The organism is Streptococcus gordonii (assembly GCF_001553855.1).
Taxonomy (GTDB): domain Bacteria; phylum Bacillota; class Bacilli; order Lactobacillales; family Streptococcaceae; genus Streptococcus; species Streptococcus gordonii.
Map to the genome: position 1 here is coordinate 67,558 of NZ_LQWV01000040.1, position 24,184 is coordinate 91,741.

Sequence of the window (24,184 nt, forward strand, 5' to 3'; positions counted from 1 at the left end):
GAATACTTTCTTATTTGATAACAAAGGACATAGCCAACGTTACAAAGAAAGTACCTTCAACAAAGGCTACTCCCAAGATTAGGAGACTTCTCAATTGACCGATAATTTCTGGCTGACGAGACGCCGCCTTAAATAGATTACTCATAATCATACCTTCAGCAAGCGATACGCCAAAGCAGGCCAAACAAAGTCCTAAATATGTTAAATTCATGATGAATTCTCCTTTTGTGTTTTTAAAATTACTTCCTTAGTTTAGTCCTAAAAAACTGTTTTGTCAAATGTTTTTACACATTGTAAGCGATTTTAATTTATTAGCCTTTTCTTCATTAAATATGGTAAATAAAACAAGCTTTTTTTCGCCATTTCTTTCTTGTTTTTTCTAAAAAATAACTATCAAATAGGACAAAAGTGCTAAAAATGTTCTTCTTTTTTAAATCAATAATAATAAATTGACGACTGCTACTAAGTATTTTTAGTTAAATTAGCGGTAGAAAAATCGAAAGTCCCTTAGGCATTTTATAATAAGAAAAGAATACTTCCCCAGAAAATTCCACAAAGATAGCCGACTAGAACATCCTTTGGATAGTGTACCCCGCCAATCACGCGCACCGTAGCTAAGCCTGCTGAAAGCAAGAGGCAGAGGAGCCCCGGTAGCCAGAAAAAGTAGAGCAAGCACATGGATATCACTGTCGCCGAAAAAACATGGCGGCTGGGCATGGACTTGCCTGATGTATCCTTGGCCAGCAAAGGTTGAATAGCCCATTTTTCGTAAGGACGTGCTTGATTCAGCCGTTTACGAATAGCCGACAACAGAGCAAATCCAATAGCTGGTAGGAGTATAAAAGCAAGCAATCCTTTCCACCCTTTATTTAGATAGGTACTAAGCAGGACTAGTCCATAGACTAAGGGCATGAAAAGTGTCATCGCCCGATTAAAACAAGCAAATCCCTTCACCCACTGAGGACGACTACGAAAGGGAGCCGTTAATTGTTGATAGAAAATTGTGTAGTCTTTCAAAACTTATCACCGTTTTTCAAATAAGTTAAGCTCATATGTTCTTTCTAATTTCGGTTTTAATTTTGGCAGTTTAAAATGAGAGCCCAGTTGAATACCAAAAGAGACTAAGCACAAAGTCTCAATCTCTTAATATTCATAATTGCCAAAGAATACTACTTCTCTAAGTTCCAGATTTCCTTGGCATATTGCTCAATGGTATCATCTGAGGTGAACTTGTCAGATGTAGCGATATTGATCAAGCTCATGCGAGCCCATTTTTCTTTGTCACGATAGAGAGCATCAATCTTCTCTTGAGCTTCTACATAGGCATGGAAATCTTCCAAGAGGAAGTATTCATCATTGTGGGTGATGAGGGCTTCGTAGATTTCAGAGCCTTCTTCACGAACATTTGGAATCGTTCCATTGACAAAGGTATCAACTACCCGACGAATGTCTGGATTGCTCTCATAGACACCGCGTGAGTAATAATCATGGCGAGCATAGTGCTCGTAAACTTGGTCCTTGTCCATTCCGAAGATGACAATGTTGTCGTCCCCGACCTCGTCCTTGATTTCGATATTAGCTCCATCCAGAGTAGCCAAGGTAATGGCACCTGTCATCATGAACTTCATGTTAGAAGTACCAGAAGCTTCCTTGGAAGCCAGAGAAATCTGCTCAGACACATCTGCTGCTGGTATGATGAGCTCAGCCAGGCTGACCCGGTAGTTTTCTAGGAAAACAACCTTGAGTTTGTCTTGCAGGCTTTCATCCTTGTTGACCAGATTGGCCACTTCATTGATCAGTTTGATAACAGACTTGGCAAAGTGGTATCCTGGAGCAGCCTTGGCACCGAAAATAAAGACACGTGGCACCATATCCTTGTCAGGATTGTCCTTGAGATCCCAGTAGAGCTTGATGATATGAAGCAGGTTAAGCAGCTGACGTTTGTAAGCGTGGAGGCGTTTCACCTGCACATCAAAGATAGCTTCTGTAGAAACTTCTACTCCTGTTGATTCCTTGATGAAGTCAGCCAGACGAGCCTTGGCTTCTTGCTTCACTCGGTAGAAATCACCCAGCACTTGCTGATTGTCCTTGAATTCCAAAAGCTTACGCAGCTCATGGATATCACTTCTCCAGCCTTTACCAATTAGCTTATCAATCTCAGCTGATAAAGGCTCATCCGCAATCTGCAACCAGCGACGTTGGATAATTCCATTGGTTTTGTTATTAAATTTCTCTGGATAGATTGTATAAAAATCACGCAGGGTATCTTCTTTAAGCAGTTCTGTGTGAAGCTTAGCAACCCCGTTAATTGAATGACCGCCAATGATCGCCAAATGAGCCATGTGGATTTGATTGTCTTTGACGATCCGAGTATTTTCAATGATTTGCGGAGCAAGGCCACGTCCAGCCATCTCCGTCACATAGCGGTTATCAATTTCCAAGATAATTTGATAGACCCGAGGCAGGACATTCTTAAAGAGTTCAGCATCCCATTTTTCCAAAGCTTCAGATAAAATAGTGTGGTTGGTATAACTCATGGTCTTAACCGTTGCATTCCAAGCATCTGCCCATTCAAGACCATATTCATCCATCAAAAGACGCATAAATTCAGCTGGTGCAACAGCTGGATGGGTATCGTTGATATGGACAGAAACCTTCTCATGAATATCTTTTAAAGACAAACCTTGCTTCAAATAAGAAGTGATAATAGTCTGCAAACCAGCACTGGTCATAAAGTATTCCTGAATCAAACGCAGTTCTTTACCTTCATGACTAGAATCATCTGGATAGAGAATAGCTGTAATATCCTGCACACGGCGACGAGCTTCGATCGTCGGATAGTCTAGCTCATATTCTTCTGGAATCTCAACATCCCAAAGTCGCAGGTTATTGACATTATCATTGCCAAAACCAATCTGAGGTACATCATAAGGCACCGCACGCAAGGTTTTAGAATTCTCATAAACCGGTACAATTCTTCCTTCTTCGTTAGCACGGAGATAAACATTACCGAAAATTTTAACGTCTACAATATCATGATCCTTTCGAGTCTCCCAGACATTCCCCAGTCTTCCAAACCAGTCATCGGGAATTTCAACCTGGTATCCATCTACGATCCGTTGTTTGAAGAGGCCATAGCGATAGCGAATCCCATTTCCAAAACCAGGATAACCCGTCGTAGCAAGAGAATCCATAAAGGCAGCAGCCAAACGACCGAGACCGCCATTTCCTAAGGCCATGTCATGCTCAGCATTTTTTACAGCTGTAAAATCCACGCCCATTTCTGCAAAACCATCTTTGACAGTATCAAGGATCCCAAGATTGAGTAGGTTAGTTTCTAACATACGACCCGGTAAAAACTCAATAGAGAAGTAATATGCTGTTTTTTGGCGGTGTTCGACCAACTTTTTACGGCGTTCCAACCATAGTGGAGTAATATACTTACGGACAGTATTAGCTAGAGCTTGGAAGAGTTCTCTCGGCGTTGCATCAGCTACTTTTATTAATTGTCTTTCATGTAAAATATCCTTAAAATCTCGGATAAATTGCTCTTTTGTCAGTTCCATTGTGGACGATAATCTCCCTTTCTTGATAGCGGGAAACAGTTTTTTAATGTAGAAATACTTTTTTCAATCAAGATGGGAAATACTCGCTTCAGCTACCGGCTAAAAACAAAGCTCCAAAACAGCATGATAATATATAAAAATGTAATTCTCACGGAAATCCTCCCTTGTCCCATGGTCAAGAGAGGATTTGCTTATACTGATTCCAAAGTAAATGTTATAGAAGTGATTGGTACAAATCACTATATGCCAAACTAGCCGTGTCCCAAGAAAAATCTCTTTCCATGGCCTGTTCTTGCATGGATTTCCATGCCTCCTTATCGTGGGTATAGAGGTTAAGAGCTTCTTTAAAAGTCCAGCTCAACCAATAACCAGAAAAATTATTAAAGCTAAATCCAGTTCCTTGACCTGTATAAACATTATAAGGTTCTACTGTATCGCGCAGACCGCCAACTTCATGTACCAAAGGCAAGGTTCCATAACGCATAGCCATCATTTGAGATAGACCACAAGGTTCGAAGCGACTAGGCATCAGGAAAATATCACTGGCAGCATAAATCTCTTGGGCTAATCCCACATCAAAGAGAATGTTAGCCGAAAGCTTGTCTGGATAAGCTTGACCAAACCAAGCAAAGGCTTGTTCAAAAGCTGGATCACCTGTACCCAAAAGGACGATTTGTACATCTTGCTGAAGAAAATTATGCAACTCTTCAACCACTAAGTCAAAACCTTTCTGCCGAGTCAGGCGTGATACAATTCCGACAAGTGGAACATCATCTCTAACAGGCAAGCCTACGCGTTCCTGTAAAGCTCGCTTATTTTCTAGTTTACCAGATAAATCAGATTTGTCAAAGTGATGGGCTAGCAAGGGATCTGTTTCAGGATTATAGATATCTGTGTCAATACCATTAACAATACCCACAAGCTTACCGGATTCCATCCGCAGGATCTGATCCAAATTGCAACCAAATTCTGGAGTCCGAATTTCACCAGCATAGCTTGGAGATACAGTCGTCACTCTGTCTGCGTAGAGAATACCAGCCTTCATCCAGTTGAGACAGTCATTCCAACGCAGAGTTCCATCTGCATAGCGCTCATAGCCCACTCCGAAGAGCTCCCAAAGCATACTGTCAGGGAATTGACCTTGGAACTCCAAGTTGTGGATGGTTAGAACTGTCTTGATATTGTTATAAGCTTGAATCCAACGATATTTCTCTTTCACCAAGAAAGGAATCATCGCAGTATGGTAATCGTGAACGTGGAGGACATCTGGGATGAAATCAATCCGCTCCATCAACTCAACAGCTGCTAGTTGGAAGTAGGCAAAACGTTCCCCATCATCAAAGTCCCCATAAACATGGCCGCGGAAGAAATAATGCTGATTATCAATGAAATAGAAGGACACACCGTTCAAAACCAGGTGCTTAACCCCAACATACTGACGTCGCCATCCAACGCTGACCTCAAAGTAGAAGAGATCCTCTACTTGATCGCCGAATTTAGCATCCGTCATATCATAATAAGGAAGAATAACACCAACTTGGTGACCATGTTTAACAAGTGATTTTGGGAGAGCGCCGATAACGTCCCCCAAACCACCTGTCTTCGAAAATGGTGCTCCTTCTGCTGCTACAAATAAAATCTTCATCGAATTATGTCCTCTGTTACTTTTTGACCTTTTTTAACAACAATTGGATTATCTTCTGTTCCACGTATTACGACGCCTTCTGCAACCTCAACACCCTTGTCAAGGATGGCATATTCAACTGTTGCATTTTCCCCAATTTCAGCTCGAGGAAATAGAATGCTATTTTTTACTTGACTACCAGCTTTGATATTAGTGTTACGTGAGATCACTGAATTAGCAACTTCCCCTTCGACAATACTTCCAGATGCAAATTGGGCGCGAGACACCTTTGAAGAAGGAGCATAATAGGTAGGTTCCTCATTCTTAACCTTGGTATATATTTTTTGATTTGGGCTAAAGAGTGAATAGAATTTTTTGCTTTCTAACATATCGAGGTTAGCCTGATAGTATGTTGCTACAGAGTAGATATTTGCCAAATAGCCAGTATATTCATAGGCAAAAGCACCTTCTTCAACCGCTAAATCACGTAGGACATAGCGAAGCTTTTGAGGGTGTTCTTTCTTAGCCTCTTCCTCCAACTTTTCAATTAACCATGGAGTATCCACTACAAAAATATCCGTAGACATATTGAAGAGTTCTGCATCTTCCCGCTCATCAAAGAGCTTATGACCTCTGACGTGGTCTGTTTCATCAATATTTAAAACAGAGTTTACTTCAGAAATATTTTCTTTATGCAGTTTCTTATAAACAACTGTGATCGGTTGCTGCGTTGTATTGTGTAAGTGGAAAACCTGATTGAGATCTATATTGATCAAAATATCACAGTTGAGAGCAACCGTTTGGTTGGAACCAGAACGTTTAAGATAGGTCAAGAGCTGTTCATAGTATTCTTCGCCCACTGTAGAACTTTCCACACGAGTGTTGTAGATTCCCAAATAATAGTGACTGAGGAGAGTAGATAGCCCCCATTCACGACCTGAACGAATATGGTCAAATACTGAGCTAATGTTGTCCTGTTGGAAGATACCAAAGACGCTACGAATTCCTGCATTAGCCAGACTTGAAAGCGGGAAATCGATCAAACGGTATTTCCCACCAAACGGAAGACTGGCCACTGGACGATGATCTGTCAAAGTAGACATATCGTGGAACCCGACAGTATTTCCTAAAATCGCTGAATATTTATCAATCTTCATCTTTTGGTACCCCCACTTTCTCGTTGTATCCGACAACAAATACTTCCTCTGTGCCATCTATCTCTACACCTTCAGCAATGATGGCTCCTTCTCCGATAATAGCCCGCTTAATCTTAGCACCCTGACCAATAATAGCACCACTCATGATGACAGAGTCCTCAATTACAGCATCCTTTCTAACTTGAGCCCCAGTAGAAAGAATGGAGTGTTTAACAGTCCCATCAACTAAGCAACCATCAACAACCAGAGAATCTTCTACTTTGGCATTTTCACTGAGGAAGTTTGGCGGAGAAATCAAGTTACGAGAATAAATCTTCCAGCGACGGTTACGGCTATCCAAAGCATTTTCTGGATTGATATATTCCATATTAGCTTCCCAGAGAGACTCAACCGTACCAACGTCTTTCCAATAGCCTTCAAAATCATAAGCATAAACACTTTCGCCAGATTCTAAGTAGTTAGGGATAACATTTTTACCGAAATCGGACATATCTACATTGTTCTTTTCAGCTGCCACCAGCATATTGCGCAGGCGTTGCCAATCAAAGATATAAATCCCCATAGAAGCCTTAGTTGACTTAGGATTTTCTGGTTTTTCCTCAAATTCAACAATCCGATTATTAGCATCTGTATTCATGATACCAAAACGGCTGGCTTCTTTGAGAGGTACATCCAAAACAGCTACTGTCAAGCTGGCATTATTGTCCTTGTGAGACTGGAGCATATCATCATAATCCATCTTGTAAATATGGTCTCCAGATAAGATCAAGACATATTCTGGATTGATGCTGTCAATGTAATCAATATTTTGGAATATTGCATGACTAGTTCCTTCAAACCAGCGATTTCCTTCACTAGCAGAATAAGGCTGAAGAATGGACACCCCTGTATTAATGCCGTCTAATCCCCAGCTGGACCCATTTCCAATATGGCTATTCAAAGCCAGAGGCTGGTATTGAGTAATGACACCGACATTGTGAATGCCGGAATTAGCACAGTTAGACAGGGCAAAGTCAATAATACGATAACGTCCACCAAACTGTACCGCTGGTTTTGCAATACTCTGTGTGAGCTTTCCGAGACGAGTTCCTTGCCCGCCGGCAAGAATCAAAGCTAGCATTTCATTCTTCATAGACTACTCCTTGCTAAGGTTCGAGTGCATAAAACATCCTATAGAAAATCTATCCATGTTAGAATACTCCAGAAAGACTATTCTTAGAGACTCCTCATTTCTGTTTGCAAAACTACGATTTTCTCTGATATTTTAATACGAGTTCAATTACAACAAATGAATTTTTCTACTTTTTTTCAGTTTTAGTCGACTTGGTTTTAACCCGACGCTTGATCTTCCAGATGCTGGCTCCAAGAGCTGGGAGTGTAAAGGTCAAGGTCTGTGGATAATCTTTCCAAAGTCCTTCTTGAGACTGAACTGTTTCGTTATGTTCCTTCCAAACACCTCCCCATTCTTCTAATTCAGTGTTCCATACTTCTTCATAAATGGCTGCCACAGGAACACCGATGGTAAAGTTCTTCCGCTCTACCGGCGCCATATTGAATACACAAACTAACATATCTCCTTTTTCCGTCTTACGGATAAAGGAGAGAACACTTTGATCGGTATTATCCGCATCAATGATTTCGATGCCATCATAGCTCAGATCAATCTCCCAAAGCGGACGATTGTCCTTATAGAAGGCATTGAGCGCAGCAGTAAAGCCCTGCATCTTCTTATTCATTTGATCGTCCAGATTAGACCATTCTAGTTGCTCTTCTGACTTCCATTCTAGGAACTGACCAAATTCTGAGCCCATAAAGAGCAGTTTCTTGCCTGGATGGCAGATTTGATAGGTCAGCAAGTTGCGGAGCCCCGCAAATTGATTGTAACGGTCACCCCACATCTTGTGCATGAGACTCTTCTTGCCGTGAACTACTTCATCATGCGAGAATGGCAGGAGGAAGTTTTCAGAGAATACGTACATAAAGCTAAAGGTTACCAGATTAAAATCGTACTTACGATAAATCGGATCTTCCTCGTAGAAACGAAGAATATCATTCATCCAGCCCATATTCCACTTGTAGTCAAATCCTAGACCACCCAGCTCTCTCATACCCGTAATCTTAGTACCTGAGGAACTTTCCTCTGCAATCATCATGACATCCGGATGGGCTAGCTTAATAACCGTATTGAGGCGCTGAAGGAAGTAATAACCTTCATAGTTGCGATTGCCACCATCTTTATTTGGTTGCCAAGGTCCGCTATCATAGTCCAGATAGAGCATATTGCTGACAGCATCAACCCTAATCCCGTCTAGATGATAGAAATCAATCCAGAATTTAATACTGGAAATCAAGAAAGACTGAACTTGATTCTTGCCTAAATCAAAGTTGAGAGCACCCCAACCATAGTTATGGGCCCGATCATGATCCTGATACTCGAAAGTCGGTGTCCCATCATAGTAGGCTAAAGCATCATCATTAATAGTGAAGTGACCTGGTACCCAGTCTACAATGACACCGATATTGTTCAAGTGACATTCTTCAACGAAGTCTTGAAATTGCTCAGGCGTCCCATAGGTATGCTCAAAGGCGAAGTAGCCCATAAGCTGATAGCCCCAGCTAAGCCCCAGTGGGTGAGCCATAAGCGGCATGAATTCCACATGTGTGTAGTTCATCTCCACCAGATAAGGAATCAAGTCTTCTTTTAACTGGGCAAAGCTATAAGGACTACCGTCTTCATTGCGTTTCCACGATCCGGCATGCACTTCATAGATATTGACCGGCCGAGAGAAGAAGCCCCAACGTTTCCGGCGTGCCAACCAAAGACCGTCTTTCCACTTCTTCTCAGGAATAGTTCGGATAACTGCTCCAGTACCCGGACGCTCTTCCAGATAGATAGCCAGCGGATCAATTTTCAAAATTTCCTGACCACTGCTGCGCTTGATATTGTACTTGTAAATATCTCCTTCCTTAGGTAGCTCTGTGAAAACTTCCCAAACGCCCGCTTCATTCCGGACCATAGGAATTTGATTTTCATACCAGTTTGTGAAATCACCAATCAGATGCACACTCTGGGCATTAGGCGCCCAAACGCGGAAAGAGTAGCCGAACTTGCCATCCACTTCCTCTTGGTGCGCTCCCAGATAATGCTGCAAATGAAAGTTTTCGCCAGTTGTAAAGGTTCTTAGTGCTTCGTTTTTATCCATGCAAGCTCTCCTTTTTGTAAGCGTTTTCTATTATTCTATTCTACCTTATTTTCGTTCCTTTTTCAAGTAAATTTCATAAATACTGCCACTTTTTTCCAGAATCCGAACATAATGTTTGCCTCTGTTTTTTCCTGTAGCAATTTCTTATATATTTGTTTTATTTCAGACGAAAGCACTTTTTAAAACGAACTAAGAGTAGCATAATGCTCCAGGTTATGAAAAAGAGCGGTTTCCCGCTCTATTAAAGTAAAACAAATTAGTCAAAGTCTAGATACTCTTTTTCAAGCTCAAGAACTTCTTCCATCGTTGCACATTCAGTCAGTGCACGCTGAGACAGTTCTTCCATCTTCTTCGTATCCAGCTTCTTCATGAGGCTACGAGTCCGTAGGACAGAAGTCGCACTCATAGAGAATTCATCCAAGCCCATACCTACGAGCAATGGCACCGCTGTTTGATCACCAGCCATTTCTCCACACATACCTGCCCACTTGCCTTCAGCATGAGCCGCCTTGATAACATTGTTGATCAAGCGAAGGATAGATGGGTTATAAGGTTGATAGAGGTAAGAGACTTGTTCATTCATCCGGTCAGCTGCCATAGTGTACTGGATCAAGTCGTTGGTACCAATTGAGAAGAAGTCAACTTCCTTGGCAAATTGATCCGCCAACATAGCTGCTGCTGGAATTTCAATCATGATACCCACTTGAATGTTATCCGCTACAGCAACACCTTCAGCTTGCAATTTCGCTTTTTCTTCTTCGTAAACTGCTTTAGCCTTACGGAATTCTGTTAGAAGGGCTACCATTGGGAACATGATACGTAATTGTCCATGTACAGACGCACGTAAGAGAGCGCGGATTTGTGTACGGAACATAGCATTACCAGTTTCAGAGATAGAGATACGCAAAGCACGGAAGCCAAGGAATGGGTTCATTTCATGTGGCATATCGAAGTAAGGGAGTTCCTTATCTCCACCAATATCCATCGTACGAACAACCACTGGTTTTCCATTCATTCCTTCAAGAACAGCTTTGTATGCTTCATACTGCTCATCTTCTGTTGGGAAATCTTGAGAATCCATATAGAGGAACTCAGTACGGTAAAGACCGACAGCTTCTGCACCATTTGCATTTACACCTTCAACGTCTTTTGGTGTACCAATGTTAGCCGCCAACTCGAAGTGTTTGCCATCTGCAGTTACAGTTTCAGCATCCTTAAGCAATTCCCATTCAGCCTTTTGTTTTGCATAAGCTTCACCAGCTGCTTTGAAATCTGAAATTTGATCTTCAGTTGGGTTGATAATCACTTCACCAGTGATACCATTCGCTGCAATGATATCCCCGTCTTTTACCAATTCTGTAATATTATTAGTACCGAGAACTGCTGCAATTTCAAGCGTACGAGCCATAATTGCTGAGTGACTAGTCCGTCCACCGATATTTGTTACAAAAGCCTTAACAAAGTTTTTATCAAGCTGTGCTGTATCAGATGGAGTCAAGTCATGTGCAATGACAACCACTTCCTCATTAATAGAAGCTGGGTTTGGCAATTTTTTACCCAAAAGGTTTGCAAGAACACGTTTTGTAACGTCACGAATATCCGCTGCACGTTCCTGCATGTACGGATTGTCTTCCATACCTTCAAAAATTGTGATAAACATATCCGTTACTTCTTTAAGTCCCGCTTCAGCGTTCACTTTTTTCGTACGGATTGTTTCTTTAATCTGACCAACCATTTCAGGGTCAGAGAGAACCATTAAGTGAGCATCAAATACTTGGGCTGCTTCTTCACCAAGGCTACCTACTGCCTTCTCGCGGATAACAGAAAGCTCGTTCTGTGAAGCTTCAAGAGCTGCATCCAAACGAGCCTCTTCTGCATTCGTATCTTCGACTGAAACAGTCTCAAATGACAAATCCGGTTGGACTAATAGATATGCCTTAGCAACAGCAACACCATCAGATGCCGCAATTCCTTTAAGCATTTCTGTCATATTATGCCAATCCTTCTTTTTCCATTGTTTCTGCAATTGCTGCAAGTGCGTCGTCAGCGTCTGCACCTTCAGCAGAGATAACTACGTCTGCACCTTGACCAACACCAAGGCTCATTACGCCCATGATTGATTTTAAGTTTACTGATTTACCTTTGTATTCAAGAGTGATATCTGAAGCAAATTTACTTGCAGTTTGAACCAACAAAGTTGCTGGACGAGCGTGAATACCTGTTTCTGCCACAATGTGGAAATCTTTAGAAGCCATAATTAGACTCTCCTTTAAATAATTCTTTTTTAGGATATTTTGATAACCCTTACAATTTCTGATTATATCATTTTTTGAAATCTTTTTCAAGAATCAGTATTAGTTTTTTCAAATTTCAACAGCATTTTTCAATCTAAAATCTTATCTGGCACCTTATTTTACAAGATCTATCTAGCGATGTCTCCAGCTAACTTTTTATTTGAGAATCGTTAGAACAATTTTCAAAAATATTAGAAAAGAATTTTATTACCTATGTAAAAACCTTGATAAATCAATCTTTAAGATGCTTTCTCTCTTTTTCCTTCCCTTGCAAAACACCATATCTTGTATTCTACACTGTGTTATAATAAAATATAACACAATATTTAGTCTAATCCATTGACAAGATTTTTTCTTTGAGATATACTAAGAAAGAATTAAATTTTTAATAAACAGGAGTTCCTTTTATGGTAACGATTTACTCAAAAAATAATTGTGTTCAATGCAAAATGACCAAACGATTCTTGGATACAAATCATGTGGAATATAGAGAAATTAATCTTGACGAACAACCAGAATACATCGAGCACGTCAAAAACCTAGGCTTCAATGCTGCTCCGGTTATCCAAACAGCAACTGATGCATTCTCTGGTTTCCAACCAAATAAATTAAAACAACTATCATAAGAATAGCAAGACAAAAAGAAGGAGGAGCTTCTATAGTATATAGGAGCACTTTCTTTTGCAGAAAAAAATATAAAGGAAACGATTATGGGTTTAAAACACTTAGAAGACGTTACTTACTTCCGTCTTAATAATGAAATTAACCGTCCTGTCAACGGTCAAATCATGCTTCATAAAGACCAAGAAGCATTGGAAGCTTTCTTTAAAGAAAACGTTGAGCCGAATACTAAACAATTTTCTTCAATTACAGAAAAAATTAATTATTTAATAGAAGAAAACTATCTAGAAAAAGAATTTATCCAGCTTTATTCTCCTGAGTACATCGAAGAGCTGGCTGCTTTTATCCATGCACAAGATTTCAAGTTTAAATCTTTCATGGCGGCCTACAAATTCTACAACCAGTATGCACTAAAGACAAATGATGGTGAATACTATCTGGAAGGCATGGAAGAGCGTGTTCTCTTTAACGCCCTATACTTTGCCAATGGAGATGAAGCCATTGCTAAGGATATTGCCAATGAAATCATCCACCAACGCTATCAACCAGCTACACCAAGCTTCCTTAATGCAGGTCGAGCTCGTCGCGGTGAATTGGTATCTTGCTTCCTCATCCAAGTAACAGATGATATGAACTCAATCGGTCGCTCTATCAACTCTGCCCTTCAACTATCTCGTATCGGAGGCGGAGTCGGTATTTCCCTCAGCAATCTGCGGGAAGCTGGAGCACCTATCAAGGGTTATGAAGGAGCTGCATCTGGCGTTGTGCCTGTTATGAAACTCTTTGAAGACAGCTTCTCCTACTCTAACCAGCTGGGACAACGTCAGGGAGCTGGGGTTGTCTACCTCAACGTCTTCCACCCAGATATCATTGCCTTCCTTTCTACTAAGAAAGAAAATGCTGACGAAAAAGTTCGGGTTAAAACCCTCTCACTTGGTGTCGTGATTCCGGATAAGTTCTACGAATTAGCTCGTAAAAATGAAGAAATGTACCTCTTCAGCCCATATTCTGTTGAACGCGAATATGGAGTGCCATTTGCCTACCTTGACATTACTGAAAAATACGATGAGTTGGTCGCTAATCCAAATATCACTAAGACCAAGATCAAGGCCCGTGATTTGGAAACAGAAATTTCCAAACTCCAACAAGAATCTGGCTATCCTTATGTCGTAAACATTGATACAGCTAACCGCTCAAATCCGATCGACGGTAAAATCATCATGAGTAACCTTTGCTCTGAAATCCTGCAGGTGCAAGAGCCTAGCCTTTTGAATGATGCGCAAGAGTACCTCCACCTGGGAACAGATGTGTCATGTAACTTAGGCTCTACTAACGTTGTCAACATGATGACATCGCCTGACTTTGGAAAATCCATCCGGACTATGACTCGCGCTCTTACTTTCGTTACTGATAGTTCACACATTACAGCTGTGCCTTCTATCGATCACGGAAATAGCCTAGCTCATACTTTTGGTTTAGGTGCTATGGGGCTACACAGTTATTTAGCTCAGCAGTTGATCGATTACGGATCAGCGGAAGCTGTAGAGTTCACCAGCATCTACTTCATGCTCATGAACTACTGGACTTTGGTTGAGTCTAATAATATCGCTTGCGAGCGTGGCGTGACCTTCCATAACTTTGAAAAATCTGACTATGCTAGCGGAACTTACTTTGACAAGTACCTGACAGGTGAATTTGTACCTAAGTCCGACCGTGTCAAAGAACTCTTCGCAGGAATCTTTATCCCGTCTGCAGAGGATTGGGCTGAGTTGCGCGACAAGGTCAAGGCTGATGGTCTCTACCACCAAAACCGCCTAGCTGTTGCACCAAATGGCTCTATCAGCTATATCAATGATGTTTCTGCTTCAATCCATCCAATTACTCAACGGATCGAAGAACGTCAGGAAAAGAAAATCGGTAAGATCTACTATCCTGCCGCTGGTCTGTCAACTGAGACTATCCCTTACTATACTAGCGCTTATGACATGGACATGCGCAAGGTTATCGATGTCTATGCAGCCGCAACTGAGCACGTAGACCAAGGACTTTCCTTGACTCTCTTTATGCGCAGTGATATTCCTAAAGGTCTCTATGAGTGGAAAAAAGAAAGCAAGCAGACAACCCGCGACCTTTCTATCCTGCGTAACTACGCCTTCAACAAGGGTATCAAATCCATCTACTACGTCCGCACCTTCACTGACGATGGTGGCGAAGTAGGTGCCAACCAATGTGAAAGCTGTGTGATCTAGTTCTTCTAGGAATCAGTCATCTCGTTTTTACTTACTGACTTGATTACTATCATCAGCTAACAACTCAAAAGTCGGTTCGCCGACTTTTTGTTCGATCCCCTTATAAAATTGTGATAAAATAATAATGATTCTTTATCACATCACAACACATAGAAAGAGATTTCAAATGGAAACTTACTACAAAGCCATTAACTGGAACGCTATTGAAGATGTTATCGATAAGTCCACCTGGGAAAAACTGACCGAGCAATTCTGGCTAGATACGCGGATTCCCCTATCCAATGACTTGGATGACTGGAGAAAGCTATCTCACAAGGAAAAGGACTTAGTCGGCAAGGTCTTCGGTGGTCTGACCCTGCTGGATACCCTCCAATCTGAATCTGGTGTAGATGCCCTGCGTAAGGACGTCCGTACAGCCCACGAAGAAGCTGTCTTCAACAACATCCAATTTATGGAGTCCGTTCACGCCAAGTCTTACTCTTCTATCTTTTCTACGCTTAACACCAAGTCAGAAATCGATGAAATCTTTGCTTGGACCAATACAAACCCTTACTTGCAAAAGAAAGCTGAAATCATCAATGAGATATACTTAAATGGTACAGCTTTAGAAAAGAAAGTAGCCAGCGTTTTCTTGGAAACCTTCCTCTTTTACTCTGGTTTCTTCACTCCACTTTACTATCTGGGTAATAATAAACTGGCTAACGTCGCTGAGATTATCAAGCTAATCATCCGTGACGAATCCGTCCACGGAACCTACATCGGCTACAAGTTCCAGCTAGGTTTTAACGAACTGCCAGAAGACGAGCAAGAAAAACTCAAAGAATGGATGTATGACCTACTCTACACCCTCTATGAAAATGAAGAAGGCTATACTGAAACACTTTATGATGAAGTTGGCTGGACAGAGGAAGTCAAGACCTTCCTACGCTACAATGCCAATAAGGCCTTGATGAATCTAGGCCAAGACCCTCTCTTCCCAGATACAGCTGATGATGTAAACCCTATCGTTATGAACGGTATCTCAACTGGTACTTCCAACCATGACTTCTTCTCCCAAGTTGGTAATGGCTACCTACTTGGTGAAGTGGAAGCTATGCAAGATGAAGACTACAATTACGGTTTATAAGATTATGAACCAAATAAAAACATATTTCATACGTTATAACATATGAAATATGGCGATTATAATTACGCTTCATAAAACAAAGAACCCCTCTTTCCTTCGTTGGAAAGAGGGGTTTTGTAATCTAAACTAGCAAGGAGAACAGATAAAGCAAACATCATCTAGCTTTTCTGATTTTCCCAAAATATTTAGTAATAAACATTCAAGTGGGATGGTAAGACACGAATCGTCACTGGCAGTTGGTCTCCCTCATCTCCGTCAACGTTGACGCTGAGTTCTGCTTTTGCATCAGCCAACTCAACTGTGATTTCCTTAAAGGTTAGATACTCGATATTATCACTTTTCTCACCATTGCCCGAAATCAAATCTGGCACAGAAACCAAGGTGTCAAAGAGATTTTTATCCTTAAGATACAAGAGGTGAAGCAAGCCGTCATTGACAGTGGCTTCAGGGAGAATACTCTCGAAACCTCCGATTGAGTTGGTAGAGCCAATCAAGAGTGTACTGCTCTTTATCGTGCGCTCCTCTCCATCAATCTTCAAATGGAATTCGTAAAAACTAGTATCCATCAACTGCTTGAAACCAGAGATAAAGTAGGCAAACTTGCCCCACTTGGTCTTGTCTTCAGAATCTACATTATTGATCGACTCTGGAATGGTTCCAATGGCAACCACATTCATAAAGTACTGGTCATTAATCTTGCCGATATCAAGCGGCTTGACCTTGTTGATATCCAGATTTTGGATGGCTTCTTCAGCGTCTAGAGGAATGCCGAGAGCACGCGCCAAGTCATTGACCGTACCAAGTGGAAAGAAACCAAAGGTCGGACGATAGTCTAGTTCAGCCAGACCACTGATCCCTTCATTGACTGTTCCATCGCCGCCCATGACAAAGACGCTATCATAATGGTCTTCTGCGGCTTGCTTAGCAAAAGCTGTTGCGTCTCCGCCTTTTTCAGTATGCTTGACTACTACCTCATCGAAACATTCTGCCAGCTTTTCTCTCGCCAAGTCTTCATAGGACTTGGCTTTTTCTCCTCCTGAACTAGGGTTGACAATTAATAGGACTTTGGACATAAGGAAACCTCTTTTCGTTTGATAGCTCATTATACCATCCGGAAAACACTTTCACAACTATTTGAAACTGCTAGCTTTCGAAAGTCCAGAAAAGTAGTTTGGTATTTAAACTCTATTCCAAAGAAAACACTTCTACCGTTAGACTTTTCTGCCTAACTTTAGAAGTGCTGTCTTATATTTCGTTATTCTATTGAAAGAAGACAAAGAGAACAAAGGCAAACAAATTATTGGCCATATGCAAAGCAATCGCATACCGTATATCTTTCCTACATAAATAGCCTAAGGCAAAGATAACTCCCATAATAAAATACGTTAGAAATTGACCTGGGGTTGCTGGTCTATGAAGTAGAGAAAATAAAGTAGAGGAGGCAAGAATATAGAGTAACTTTCGTAAGGAGGTCACTTGCTTTGAGAAAAAAAACTTAGCCATAAATCCTCGAGTCAGCAATTCTTCAACAATCGGTGCAAGGAAAACAACAAAAATAAAAGCAAATGCAGGCTGATAGGCAATTAGCATTTCTACATTATTTTGATTTTCCGACGGATTCGTGGGCATTAATTCTTGGAAAATTATAAAAGCAATCAAAAGAATGACCGGTAGCCAAACAGAAGAGATTATCCTTGTTTTTTTTACCTCTAATTTCAAATCATGCTGATACCATTTCCACAAAGGAATAATATATAAAGCCGATAAGAATAAAAGGATCGGTAGGGCAATATATTGAGAGGTTCCCATCATCAGAGATTCTAAGACACTAGAAATGATGCTTGAAAAAATAACAAAATAAGACAATATAACTAATGAATAAAGTCCTAAATGGGCAAGAAATGTTTTGATGTTCTTTGTATTCTTCATATTTCTAATCCTTTCGATAAATATTTAGACCAACTTCGGTATCTTCAACAAGAATTTCTTCCTTCTGACTAATAAGTATATAAGACAAATAAAAATCACCGATACAAGAGGCTGCATGAATACTAGCCAGAGCAATGTAGGAAGGGCTGGATAGCCATTCAAGTTCACAACAGACTGTTAAAAAGAGACTGATCAAAACAAAGGGTGCCAGAGCAATGATCAACATCTTACCCCTGCTATAAAAACTCCCAGGGCTAGTCGCGTAGGCCATACCGTTTCTAAAACCAAATTTGACCTTCGTTTTTTCATCACCAAAGATCTTGAAGAAAAAGCCATGGATCAGCTCATGTACAACCAGCAAGACGAACAAGTATAAAAAGTCTGTAAAGACGAACAGCCCCTCGTCTTCTTCTAGCAATTCAAGTGCTACCCAAGCAAAGAAAAAGAGAAAAGGAAGGATTAATAAAAGAGCTCCTATATTAAGCCAAAGGTTCGTTTTCTTATCCGTTAAAAAGTCAATCTTTCTCAGTAATTTCATAGTCAATTCTTTCTTCTTTTATTTAAAGTACTTTTTAACCATAGGATAGAACATGACATTGATATAAATGAAAATAATGGTCAGTACGATATAAGCTGAAACAACATTCATCGGAGTCAGTAAGCCCACCAACCACATAAGAACATATAGGCTAGGAATGACCCGCTGATTTAGGTTAAAGAGGATCAAAAAGCTCTGTTCATAGTTAGCTTGTAGTTCTCCCTCGTCAAAGGAAAAAGCAAATTTCTTCATTTCTTCAACGGTAGGTGCTATCGATAGTTTATATTTTCGGATTTTCTGTGTCGTCTTGAGCAATACTATTTGGGCAATTACAAGGGCTAGAAGAATAACTCCATCATATAGATTAATCCAAAACACCGCACCAGCTTCTAATAATGGAAAAACATAGTTTACACCAACAAATAAGGTAAATAAAGTCAAGGCGGAGGTGACATTAAATAAGATCGTCACAGATTCTAACGTTTTAAAGGTTTGACGATAAAGTTCATACTCCTTATCTTCATCCTCTTCTTTCTCCATAGACAGATGATACTTATTTGCTTGGTAGATTAAATAAAAGGTTAAAGGATAGAGGATGGTTAAGCATACACGTCCTATGTTTTGTAGTAGTCCTACATTCAAAAAACTTGGCCAAGAGACATGTTCAATGCGAGCAGCAAAGAAGCCGATTGCTCCTCCAATGATTATGGCTAGAATTAAGAAAATTACATTTCTCATTATTCTTTTTTTCGTTGTCATGATTTTCCTTTCCTATCTCTCAATCTAGAGTTTATACTCGACTTACCGCTAGCTTTTCGTTTATGGCTTATTCTTTTATCTAGGATAGCTGCTAGAGTGAGATAAAACACAACAGCCCATTCTAACCTCAGGGGCAATTCTATTTGAAGTAGCCCTGCATCTTTTAAAACATAAGACAAGACATAAACAATAAACAAAGATAAAAGCAAAAGTTGACTATTATTTCTAAGTTGTTTCATTCTTCCTCGATTCTAAAAACGTTCTCGACAGTTTCTCCAAAAATATGAGCAATTTTCAACGCAATGATGATAGAGGGAGTGTACTCGCCTCGTTCCAAGAGACTGATAGTCTGTCTGGATACTTCTGCTCTCCTTGCTAACTCTGTCTGATTGAGGCCATCTCGTGCTCGCAACTCCTTGAGACGATTCTTTAATTTCATGAAATTCCCTCTCAATTCTCCAGCAATTCAACAGACCGAATATCTTCAATGCGCATAAGTTTCGTTTTTTTCTGGCCTTTTTTATCTGTTTTACTAAGCTTAACCCAGTCTTCATCCACATCCACTACAAGCCAATCATTTGTCCCAATCAATTCACTTGTAATCATTGGTTTCTTTCCAATCATCTCTTTTAAAAATCGTGACATTGTTTTCTCTCCTTTTCTATTTCTTTCTAAAGACTTTAGCCGTCCCTGCATCCGTTTTAACTTATTGAAAGAATCAATCCCAAAGATAAAAACCATAAAAGTCATCGGAAACAAGAACCATAAGAATACATTCATAAGCGTCCCTCCATTTCCTGTTCAAAAGTATTGTAACAGATTCTTTCCTTTTTGACAAGTATCTTTGTCAAAAAAATAATAATCCTTGTCAAAAGTACTATTATCATAGACAAAAAAGAATCCAGCTCAAACTGAATCCTTTTCCTTTATTCATCTACTTCTGAAAATACTTCTTTTAAAACAGTAATCCCCTGCTGGATTTCCTCCCTGCTGATGGTCAAAGGCGGCAAGAGACGGATAACATTCTCTCCGGCGGTCAGGATAATCAAGCCTTTCTGACGAGCAGCTTCAACAATCTTTGACAGACTGGAACTTGTTTCAATCCCGATCATCATGCCTAGGCCTCGAACAGCAGAAATCTTTGGATGGTCCTGAAAGGCAAGCTGAAGCTGCTTCATCAAGATGGCACTCTTAGACCTGACTTCTTCCAGAAAGTCCGCCTCTTTCATGATATGCAAGGTCTCCAAGGCAGCTGCCATGGCTAATTTATTGCCACCAAAGGTGGAGCCGTGACTGCCAGGCCCAAGAGCGGAAGCCAATCTGGATTTTCCTAATAGAGCACCTGCAGGTAGGCCATTGGCCAGACCCTTAGCCAGTGTCACAATATCCGGTATAATCCCATAATGCTCAAAGGAATAAAGCTGACCAGTGCGCCCCATACCTGTCTGTACCTCATCAACAATCAGCAAAATCCCCTCTCGTTGGCAAAAATCAGCCAAAACTTTGACAAAGCTTGCTTCTGCTGGACGAACTCCTGATTCTCCTTGGACCAATTCCAACATGACAGCTGCCGTATCCTGATTGACTAAGTCTTCTACGCTGGCCAAATCATTGTAAACCGCATAGCTGAAATGAGGCACCCCATCACCAAATCCTTCCTTGATCTTATCCTGTCCTGTTGCGGCCATAGCGCCAAAGGTACGACCGTGAAAGGATTGCTGAAAAGTGATAATGCCTTGCTTGCCAGTAGCCTTACGAGCTAGCTTAATAGCTGCTTCATTGGCTTCCGCTCCGCTATTACAGAAAAAAGCCAAATAATCATAAAAACCCGCCAACTCTTGAGCCACCTGCTCTTGCAGAGAGCTAAGATAGAGATTGGGACTGTGCCAGATGCGCCCTGCTTGCTGGATCAAAGCCTGCTGGACCTGGGGGTGAAAGCCAAGATTGGTTACGCCAATCCCCGATGAAAAATCCAAATAAGCCTTTTCCTCACTGTCAATCAGATAGGAGCCCTCTGCTTTAACAAACTCAATAGGCGCCCGCTTGTAGTTTTCAAATAAATAAGTCATCATTATCCCTCTGCTATCAAGGTGCCCGTCAAAAGATTATCACCAATCAGAACCTGCCCGACACCGGAAAGCACAGTCTGGACAGCACTCTCAATCTTAGGAATCATGCCGCCCTTAATGACACCTGTCTGAATCTTCTTGGACACCTGACTGGTCAGAAGTTGAGGCAGGACTTTTTTATCCTCTAAAACTCCTTCTATATCTGTCATCAGGATTAGCTTCTCTGCCTGCAAGCTGCTGGCAACTGCCGCAGCCAGATAGTCTGCATTGATATTTAAGAGATCGCCAGTTACATTTTGTCCTAGCGAAGCTAGCACCGGGACCATATCCGCAGCCAGCAACTGCTCTAGATAAGCAGTTTGAATGGCCGTCACCTGACCGACATAGCCATAGAGATCTTTATCGATAAAATCTGCCGAAACTGTCTTTCCCAAATGTGAAACCAGTTGAAGACTTTCAATATCTGAATCGTTCAGTTCTTGTGTCAGTGTCCGGCCAACTTGACCTAGCAAGGCCTGCTGAATGATAGGCAAGTCAGACTTAGCTGTCACCCGCAACCCCTTAACCTTGCGAGTAGGCAGCTGACGCTCTTTCATAAGTTGGTTAATGACCAGACCGCCCCCGTGAACGACCACGATTTTCTTACCAGCTGCTATCCATTCTTTCATCTGCTTGATAAACTTATCAGACAGCTTTTGCGCAGCAACACCGCCAATTTTTATAACAATCACATCTTTCATTGCATTTCTCCTTAGGTTCTATAGAGGGCATTGATTTTCACATAATCATAGGATAGATCGCAGCCCCATGCCTGAGCTTCAGAGTCCCCATCGTGCAGGTCAATGGTCAAGGTCAGCAGCTCTCCAGCCATGGCATCACTCGTCTCCTCAGAGTCAAAAGCCACAGGGCTAGAAGCCTGCATGACTGGAATCCCCTCAATCCAAATATCAATATTATCTACTGAGACATCTGCTCCCGCATAGCCAATAGCTGCTAAGATGCGGCCCCAATTGGGATCTTGACCAAAGATAGCTGTTTTGACCAGGCTAGAGCCAACGACACTCTTGGCAATCATACGGCCGCTCTGTTCATCCTTGGCATGCCGAACATTGACCTCAATCAACTTGGTCGCTCCTTCGCCATCCTTGGCAATTTTCCTAGCCAAGTCAGCCATAAGATAGCGGAGCATCTTAGAAAACTTTTCAAATTCTTCCGTATTTGGCAGAATTTCCTCATTTTGTTGGAAGCCGTTCGCCATGACTAATACCATGTCATTGGTCGATGTATCTCCATCCACCGTGATTTGGTTGAAAGTCGTCTCAACATGCTGGCTGAGAGCCGCTTGCAGGGTTGCGCTAGAAATATTAGCGTCACAAGTGATAAAGGCCAGCATGGTCGCCATATTCGGATGAATCATGCCCGATCCCTTAGCCACTCCTGCCATAGTCACCAGGTCTGAGCCAAACTCTTCTGTGACTACACAGGTCTTAGTACAAGTATCCGTCGTCAAGATAGCCTCAGCAAAATCTTCTGCCTTGCCACTCACCAGAATCTGTGACAGGCCATTTTTCAGAGCATCCATTGGAAGCTGCTCGCCGATGACTCCTGTAGAAGCCAGACCTACCAAGTCGGGCTCAATCTTCAGCTTTTGAGCAGTCAATCGCTGCATCTCATAGGCAGCATCTAGTCCCTGCTGGCCTGTGCAGGAATTAGCAATACCAGAATTAACCACTATTGCCTGCAATTTCTGACTCTTTTGGATTGAGGCTTTGGTCACTAGAAGTGGAGCAGCAATGACCTTATTCGTCGTATAAACTCCTGCCACACTGGCCGGCACTTCTGATACAATCCAGCCAAAATCCAACTTCTTTTTCTTAAAGCCAGCGTGTAAACCATCAGCCGAAAAGCCTAGCGGACTGGCAATCGTTCCATCAATAATCTTCATATCTAACCCTTTCTCATCTAGACATAGAACGGTTGACTGAGCAGACCATCTGTTTCAGGGAAGACCAGCATCAGATTCATATTTTGAACTGCCTGACCAGCAGCCCCTTTGATCAGGTTATCCAGCACAGCCACTACAGTTAAAATATTTGTCACAGGATTATAGTCAAAACCAATATCTGCATAATTAGTACCAACAACTTGGTGCAGACTCGGCAGAGCTGCTTGAATACGGACAAAAGGCTTGTCCTGATAGCATTCCTGATAAATAGCAGCCAGTTCTTCCCGAGTCAAAGGTTCTTTCAACTTGCTGTAAACCGTCGCTACAATGCCACGATTGACAGGAATGAGAGAAGTTGAAAACTGAATCTGCTGTAATCTCTCATCAAAACGCTGCAATTGCTGTACAATCTCAGGAATATGCTGATGCTGATTCAGCTTGTAAGTCACATAGTTGTCGTGCACTTGAACAAAATGGCTGGATGCAGCTGGATTTTTCCCAGCCCCTGTCAAACCGCTCTTGGCATCGACAATAATGGATTCCAGCTCAATAGCTTGAGCCTGTAGCAAGGGAATCAAGGCCAACTCTGTAGCCGTCGCATAACAGCCGGGATTGGCAATAAATCGCTCCCCCCTGACATCTGTAAACTCAGATAGACCATAAATAAACTTTTTTTGAACATGGTCTTCAGCTGGCTCTTTCTGATACCATTTTTTATAAATATTCCCTGGCAAACGATGATCGCCAGATAGGTCAATAACTGGAAATCCCGCTTCTACAAAATCTTTTGACAAATCTTTAGCCACTCCGCTTGACGTTGCAAAGAAAACAAGATCTGCTCGTCGCATTATTTCCTGACTGTCGAAATCTTCTATTTTCAAGTCGCAAATCCCCTTCAAATGAGGATAAAGCTCTGACACTGGAGCCTCCATACCCTGACTGGCATGAAGGGAAACGACCTCCACCTGCGGATGTTGCAGTAAAATACGGAGGAGTTCCATTCCTGAGTAACCAGTAATTCCTACAATCGAAATTCGCATATTTTTAAAACACCTCCGTATAAATATGCGTTTTATTTTACGTATATTTCTTCACTTTGTCAAG

The 24,184-nt window shown here is 41.4% G+C and carries 23 protein-coding genes; 3 read left to right on the top strand and 20 right to left on the bottom strand.

The window, feature by feature from the left end:
* Positions 1 to 10: 10 nt before the first annotated feature.
* From AWH02_RS09795 to AWH02_RS09835, 9 genes are all read right to left on the bottom strand, one after another.
* Positions 11 to 211, bottom strand: coding sequence for a F0F1 ATP synthase subunit C (locus tag AWH02_RS09795; RefSeq protein ID WP_045503865.1), 201 nt, complete (start codon positions 209 to 211; stop codon positions 11 to 13).
* Between the two features lie 305 nt (positions 212 to 516).
* The gene (locus tag AWH02_RS09800; RefSeq protein WP_048777481.1) at positions 517 to 1,017 is read right to left on the bottom strand and encodes a phosphatase PAP2 family protein; all 501 of its coding nucleotides are present in this window, start codon (positions 1,015 to 1,017) and stop codon (positions 517 to 519) included.
* Positions 1,018 to 1,169: 152 nt separating this feature from the next.
* Positions 1,170 to 3,566, bottom strand: coding sequence for a glycogen/starch/alpha-glucan phosphorylase (locus AWH02_RS09805; protein ID WP_060554173.1), 2,397 nt, complete (start codon positions 3,564 to 3,566; stop codon positions 1,170 to 1,172).
* 214 nt (positions 3,567 to 3,780) lie between these two features.
* Complete coding sequence (gene glgA / locus AWH02_RS09810; protein ID WP_060554172.1) at positions 3,781 to 5,211, bottom strand: glycogen synthase GlgA; 1,431 nt, start codon at positions 5,209 to 5,211, stop codon at positions 3,781 to 3,783.
* Complete coding sequence (gene glgD / locus AWH02_RS09815; protein ID WP_060554171.1) at positions 5,208 to 6,347, bottom strand: glucose-1-phosphate adenylyltransferase subunit GlgD; 1,140 nt, start codon at positions 6,345 to 6,347, stop codon at positions 5,208 to 5,210. Before glgD ends, glgA begins: the two co-directional genes overlap by 4 nt.
* Positions 6,337 to 7,479, bottom strand: a complete 1,143-nt coding sequence (locus tag AWH02_RS09820; protein ID WP_060954932.1) for a glucose-1-phosphate adenylyltransferase — start codon at positions 7,477 to 7,479, stop codon at positions 6,337 to 6,339. Before AWH02_RS09820 ends, glgD begins: the two co-directional genes overlap by 11 nt.
* A gap of 166 nt (positions 7,480 to 7,645) precedes the next feature.
* A complete protein-coding gene (gene glgB, locus AWH02_RS09825) occupies positions 7,646 to 9,550 on the bottom strand; it encodes a 1,4-alpha-glucan branching protein GlgB (RefSeq protein ID WP_060554169.1) in 1,905 nt (634 codons plus the stop codon).
* A 256-nt stretch (positions 9,551 to 9,806) separates the two neighbouring features.
* Positions 9,807 to 11,540: a phosphoenolpyruvate--protein phosphotransferase gene (gene ptsP, locus AWH02_RS09830; protein WP_060554168.1), complete on the bottom strand. Its 1,734-nt coding sequence runs from the start codon at positions 11,538 to 11,540 to the stop codon at positions 9,807 to 9,809.
* 1 nt (position 11,541) lies between these two features.
* Entirely contained in the window at positions 11,542 to 11,805 is a 264-nt protein-coding gene (locus AWH02_RS09835; protein ID WP_006596636.1) for a phosphocarrier protein HPr, read from the bottom strand.
* A gap of 446 nt (positions 11,806 to 12,251) precedes the next feature.
* Between AWH02_RS09835 and nrdH the strand changes: the two genes are divergently transcribed.
* The 3 genes from nrdH to nrdF all read left to right on the top strand — a co-directional run bounded on the left by nrdH (position 12,252) and on the right by nrdF (position 15,840).
* Positions 12,252 to 12,470 carry a glutaredoxin-like protein NrdH gene (nrdH, locus tag AWH02_RS09840; protein WP_045503882.1) on the top strand — a complete coding sequence of 73 codons (219 nt, stop codon included), beginning with the start codon at positions 12,252 to 12,254 and terminating at the stop codon, positions 12,468 to 12,470.
* An 84-nt stretch (positions 12,471 to 12,554) separates the two neighbouring features.
* Positions 12,555 to 14,714 carry a class 1b ribonucleoside-diphosphate reductase subunit alpha gene (gene nrdE, locus AWH02_RS09845; protein ID WP_060954933.1) on the top strand — a complete coding sequence of 720 codons (2,160 nt, stop codon included), beginning with the start codon at positions 12,555 to 12,557 and terminating at the stop codon, positions 14,712 to 14,714.
* Between the two features lie 166 nt (positions 14,715 to 14,880).
* Entirely contained in the window at positions 14,881 to 15,840 is a 960-nt protein-coding gene (gene nrdF / locus AWH02_RS09850) for a class 1b ribonucleoside-diphosphate reductase subunit beta (protein ID WP_048777486.1), read from the top strand.
* Between the two features lie 185 nt (positions 15,841 to 16,025).
* Here the strand turns inward: nrdF and AWH02_RS09855 are convergent, their stop codons facing one another.
* The 11 genes from AWH02_RS09855 to argC form a co-directional block, all read right to left on the bottom strand.
* A complete protein-coding gene (locus AWH02_RS09855) occupies positions 16,026 to 16,943 on the bottom strand; it encodes a diacylglycerol/lipid kinase family protein (protein ID WP_048777487.1) in 918 nt (305 codons plus the stop codon).
* Positions 16,944 to 17,100: 157 nt separating this feature from the next.
* The gene (locus tag AWH02_RS09860) at positions 17,101 to 17,769 is read right to left on the bottom strand and encodes a CPBP family intramembrane glutamic endopeptidase (RefSeq protein WP_060554166.1); all 669 of its coding nucleotides are present in this window, start codon (positions 17,767 to 17,769) and stop codon (positions 17,101 to 17,103) included.
* A 4-nt stretch (positions 17,770 to 17,773) separates the two neighbouring features.
* Positions 17,774 to 18,307, bottom strand: a complete 534-nt coding sequence (locus tag AWH02_RS09865) for a DUF3267 domain-containing protein (protein ID WP_060554165.1) — start codon at positions 18,305 to 18,307, stop codon at positions 17,774 to 17,776.
* An 18-nt stretch (positions 18,308 to 18,325) separates the two neighbouring features.
* Positions 18,326 to 19,045 carry a DUF3169 family protein gene (locus AWH02_RS09870; RefSeq protein WP_223358743.1) on the bottom strand — a complete coding sequence of 240 codons (720 nt, stop codon included), beginning with the start codon at positions 19,043 to 19,045 and terminating at the stop codon, positions 18,326 to 18,328.
* Between the two features lie 17 nt (positions 19,046 to 19,062).
* Positions 19,063 to 19,305, bottom strand: coding sequence for a hypothetical protein (locus AWH02_RS11020; protein WP_060554164.1), 243 nt, complete (start codon positions 19,303 to 19,305; stop codon positions 19,063 to 19,065).
* Positions 19,302 to 19,505 carry a helix-turn-helix transcriptional regulator gene (locus AWH02_RS09880; protein ID WP_008809497.1) on the bottom strand — a complete coding sequence of 68 codons (204 nt, stop codon included), beginning with the start codon at positions 19,503 to 19,505 and terminating at the stop codon, positions 19,302 to 19,304. Before AWH02_RS09880 ends, AWH02_RS11020 begins: the two co-directional genes overlap by 4 nt.
* An 11-nt stretch (positions 19,506 to 19,516) precedes the next feature.
* Positions 19,517 to 19,846 carry a hypothetical protein gene (locus tag AWH02_RS09885; protein ID WP_060554163.1) on the bottom strand — a complete coding sequence of 110 codons (330 nt, stop codon included), beginning with the start codon at positions 19,844 to 19,846 and terminating at the stop codon, positions 19,517 to 19,519.
* Between the two features lie 146 nt (positions 19,847 to 19,992).
* Positions 19,993 to 21,135, bottom strand: a complete 1,143-nt coding sequence (locus AWH02_RS09890) for an acetylornithine transaminase (protein ID WP_060554195.1) — start codon at positions 21,133 to 21,135, stop codon at positions 19,993 to 19,995.
* Positions 21,136 to 21,137: 2 nt separating this feature from the next.
* Positions 21,138 to 21,875, bottom strand: a complete 738-nt coding sequence (argB, locus tag AWH02_RS09895) for an acetylglutamate kinase (RefSeq protein WP_060554162.1) — start codon at positions 21,873 to 21,875, stop codon at positions 21,138 to 21,140.
* An 11-nt stretch (positions 21,876 to 21,886) separates the two neighbouring features.
* Positions 21,887 to 23,080, bottom strand: a complete 1,194-nt coding sequence (argJ, locus tag AWH02_RS09900; protein WP_060554161.1) for a bifunctional glutamate N-acetyltransferase/amino-acid acetyltransferase ArgJ — start codon at positions 23,078 to 23,080, stop codon at positions 21,887 to 21,889.
* A 17-nt stretch (positions 23,081 to 23,097) separates the two neighbouring features.
* Complete coding sequence (argC, locus tag AWH02_RS09905; protein WP_060554160.1) at positions 23,098 to 24,120, bottom strand: N-acetyl-gamma-glutamyl-phosphate reductase; 1,023 nt, start codon at positions 24,118 to 24,120, stop codon at positions 23,098 to 23,100.
* Positions 24,121 to 24,184: the final 64 nt, after the last annotated feature.

Coding starts and splice junctions, on each gene's coding strand:
- AWH02_RS09795 (WP_045503865.1), bottom strand. CDS start 211: ATGAATTTAACATATTTAGGACTTTGTTTGGCCTGCTTTGGCGTATCG.
- AWH02_RS09805 (WP_060554173.1), bottom strand. CDS start 3,566: ATGGAACTGACAAAAGAGCAATTTATCCGAGATTTTAAGGATATTTTA.
- glgA (WP_060554172.1), bottom strand. CDS start 5,211: ATGAAGATTTTATTTGTAGCAGCAGAAGGAGCACCATTTTCGAAGACA.
- glgD (WP_060554171.1), bottom strand. CDS start 6,347: ATGAAGATTGATAAATATTCAGCGATTTTAGGAAATACTGTCGGGTTC.
- AWH02_RS09820 (WP_060954932.1), bottom strand. CDS start 7,479: ATGAAGAATGAAATGCTAGCTTTGATTCTTGCCGGCGGGCAAGGAACT.
- glgB (WP_060554169.1), bottom strand. CDS start 9,550: ATGGATAAAAACGAAGCACTAAGAACCTTTACAACTGGCGAAAACTTT.
- ptsP (WP_060554168.1), bottom strand. CDS start 11,540: ATGACAGAAATGCTTAAAGGAATTGCGGCATCTGATGGTGTTGCTGTT.
- AWH02_RS09835 (WP_006596636.1), bottom strand. CDS start 11,805: ATGGCTTCTAAAGATTTCCACATTGTGGCAGAAACAGGTATTCACGCT.
- nrdH (WP_045503882.1), top strand. CDS start 12,252: ATGGTAACGATTTACTCAAAAAATAATTGTGTTCAATGCAAAATGACC.
- nrdE (WP_060954933.1), top strand. CDS start 12,555: ATGGGTTTAAAACACTTAGAAGACGTTACTTACTTCCGTCTTAATAAT.
- nrdF (WP_048777486.1), top strand. CDS start 14,881: ATGGAAACTTACTACAAAGCCATTAACTGGAACGCTATTGAAGATGTT.
- AWH02_RS09855 (WP_048777487.1), bottom strand. CDS start 16,943: ATGAGCTATCAAACGAAAAGAGGTTTCCTTATGTCCAAAGTCCTATTA.
- AWH02_RS09860 (WP_060554166.1), bottom strand. CDS start 17,769: ATGAAGAATACAAAGAACATCAAAACATTTCTTGCCCATTTAGGACTT.
- AWH02_RS09865 (WP_060554165.1), bottom strand. CDS start 18,307: ATGAAATTACTGAGAAAGATTGACTTTTTAACGGATAAGAAAACGAAC.
- AWH02_RS09870 (WP_223358743.1), bottom strand. CDS start 19,045: ATGAGAAATGTAATTTTCTTAATTCTAGCCATAATCATTGGAGGAGCA.
- AWH02_RS11020 (WP_060554164.1), bottom strand. CDS start 19,305: ATGAAACAACTTAGAAATAATAGTCAACTTTTGCTTTTATCTTTGTTT.
- AWH02_RS09880 (WP_008809497.1), bottom strand. CDS start 19,505: ATGAAATTAAAGAATCGTCTCAAGGAGTTGCGAGCACGAGATGGCCTC.
- AWH02_RS09885 (WP_060554163.1), bottom strand. CDS start 19,846: ATGAATGTATTCTTATGGTTCTTGTTTCCGATGACTTTTATGGTTTTT.
- AWH02_RS09890 (WP_060554195.1), bottom strand. CDS start 21,135: ATGACTTATTTATTTGAAAACTACAAGCGGGCGCCTATTGAGTTTGTT.
- argB (WP_060554162.1), bottom strand. CDS start 21,875: ATGAAAGATGTGATTGTTATAAAAATTGGCGGTGTTGCTGCGCAAAAG.
- argJ (WP_060554161.1), bottom strand. CDS start 23,080: ATGAAGATTATTGATGGAACGATTGCCAGTCCGCTAGGCTTTTCGGCT.
- argC (WP_060554160.1), bottom strand. CDS start 24,120: ATGCGAATTTCGATTGTAGGAATTACTGGTTACTCAGGAATGGAACTC.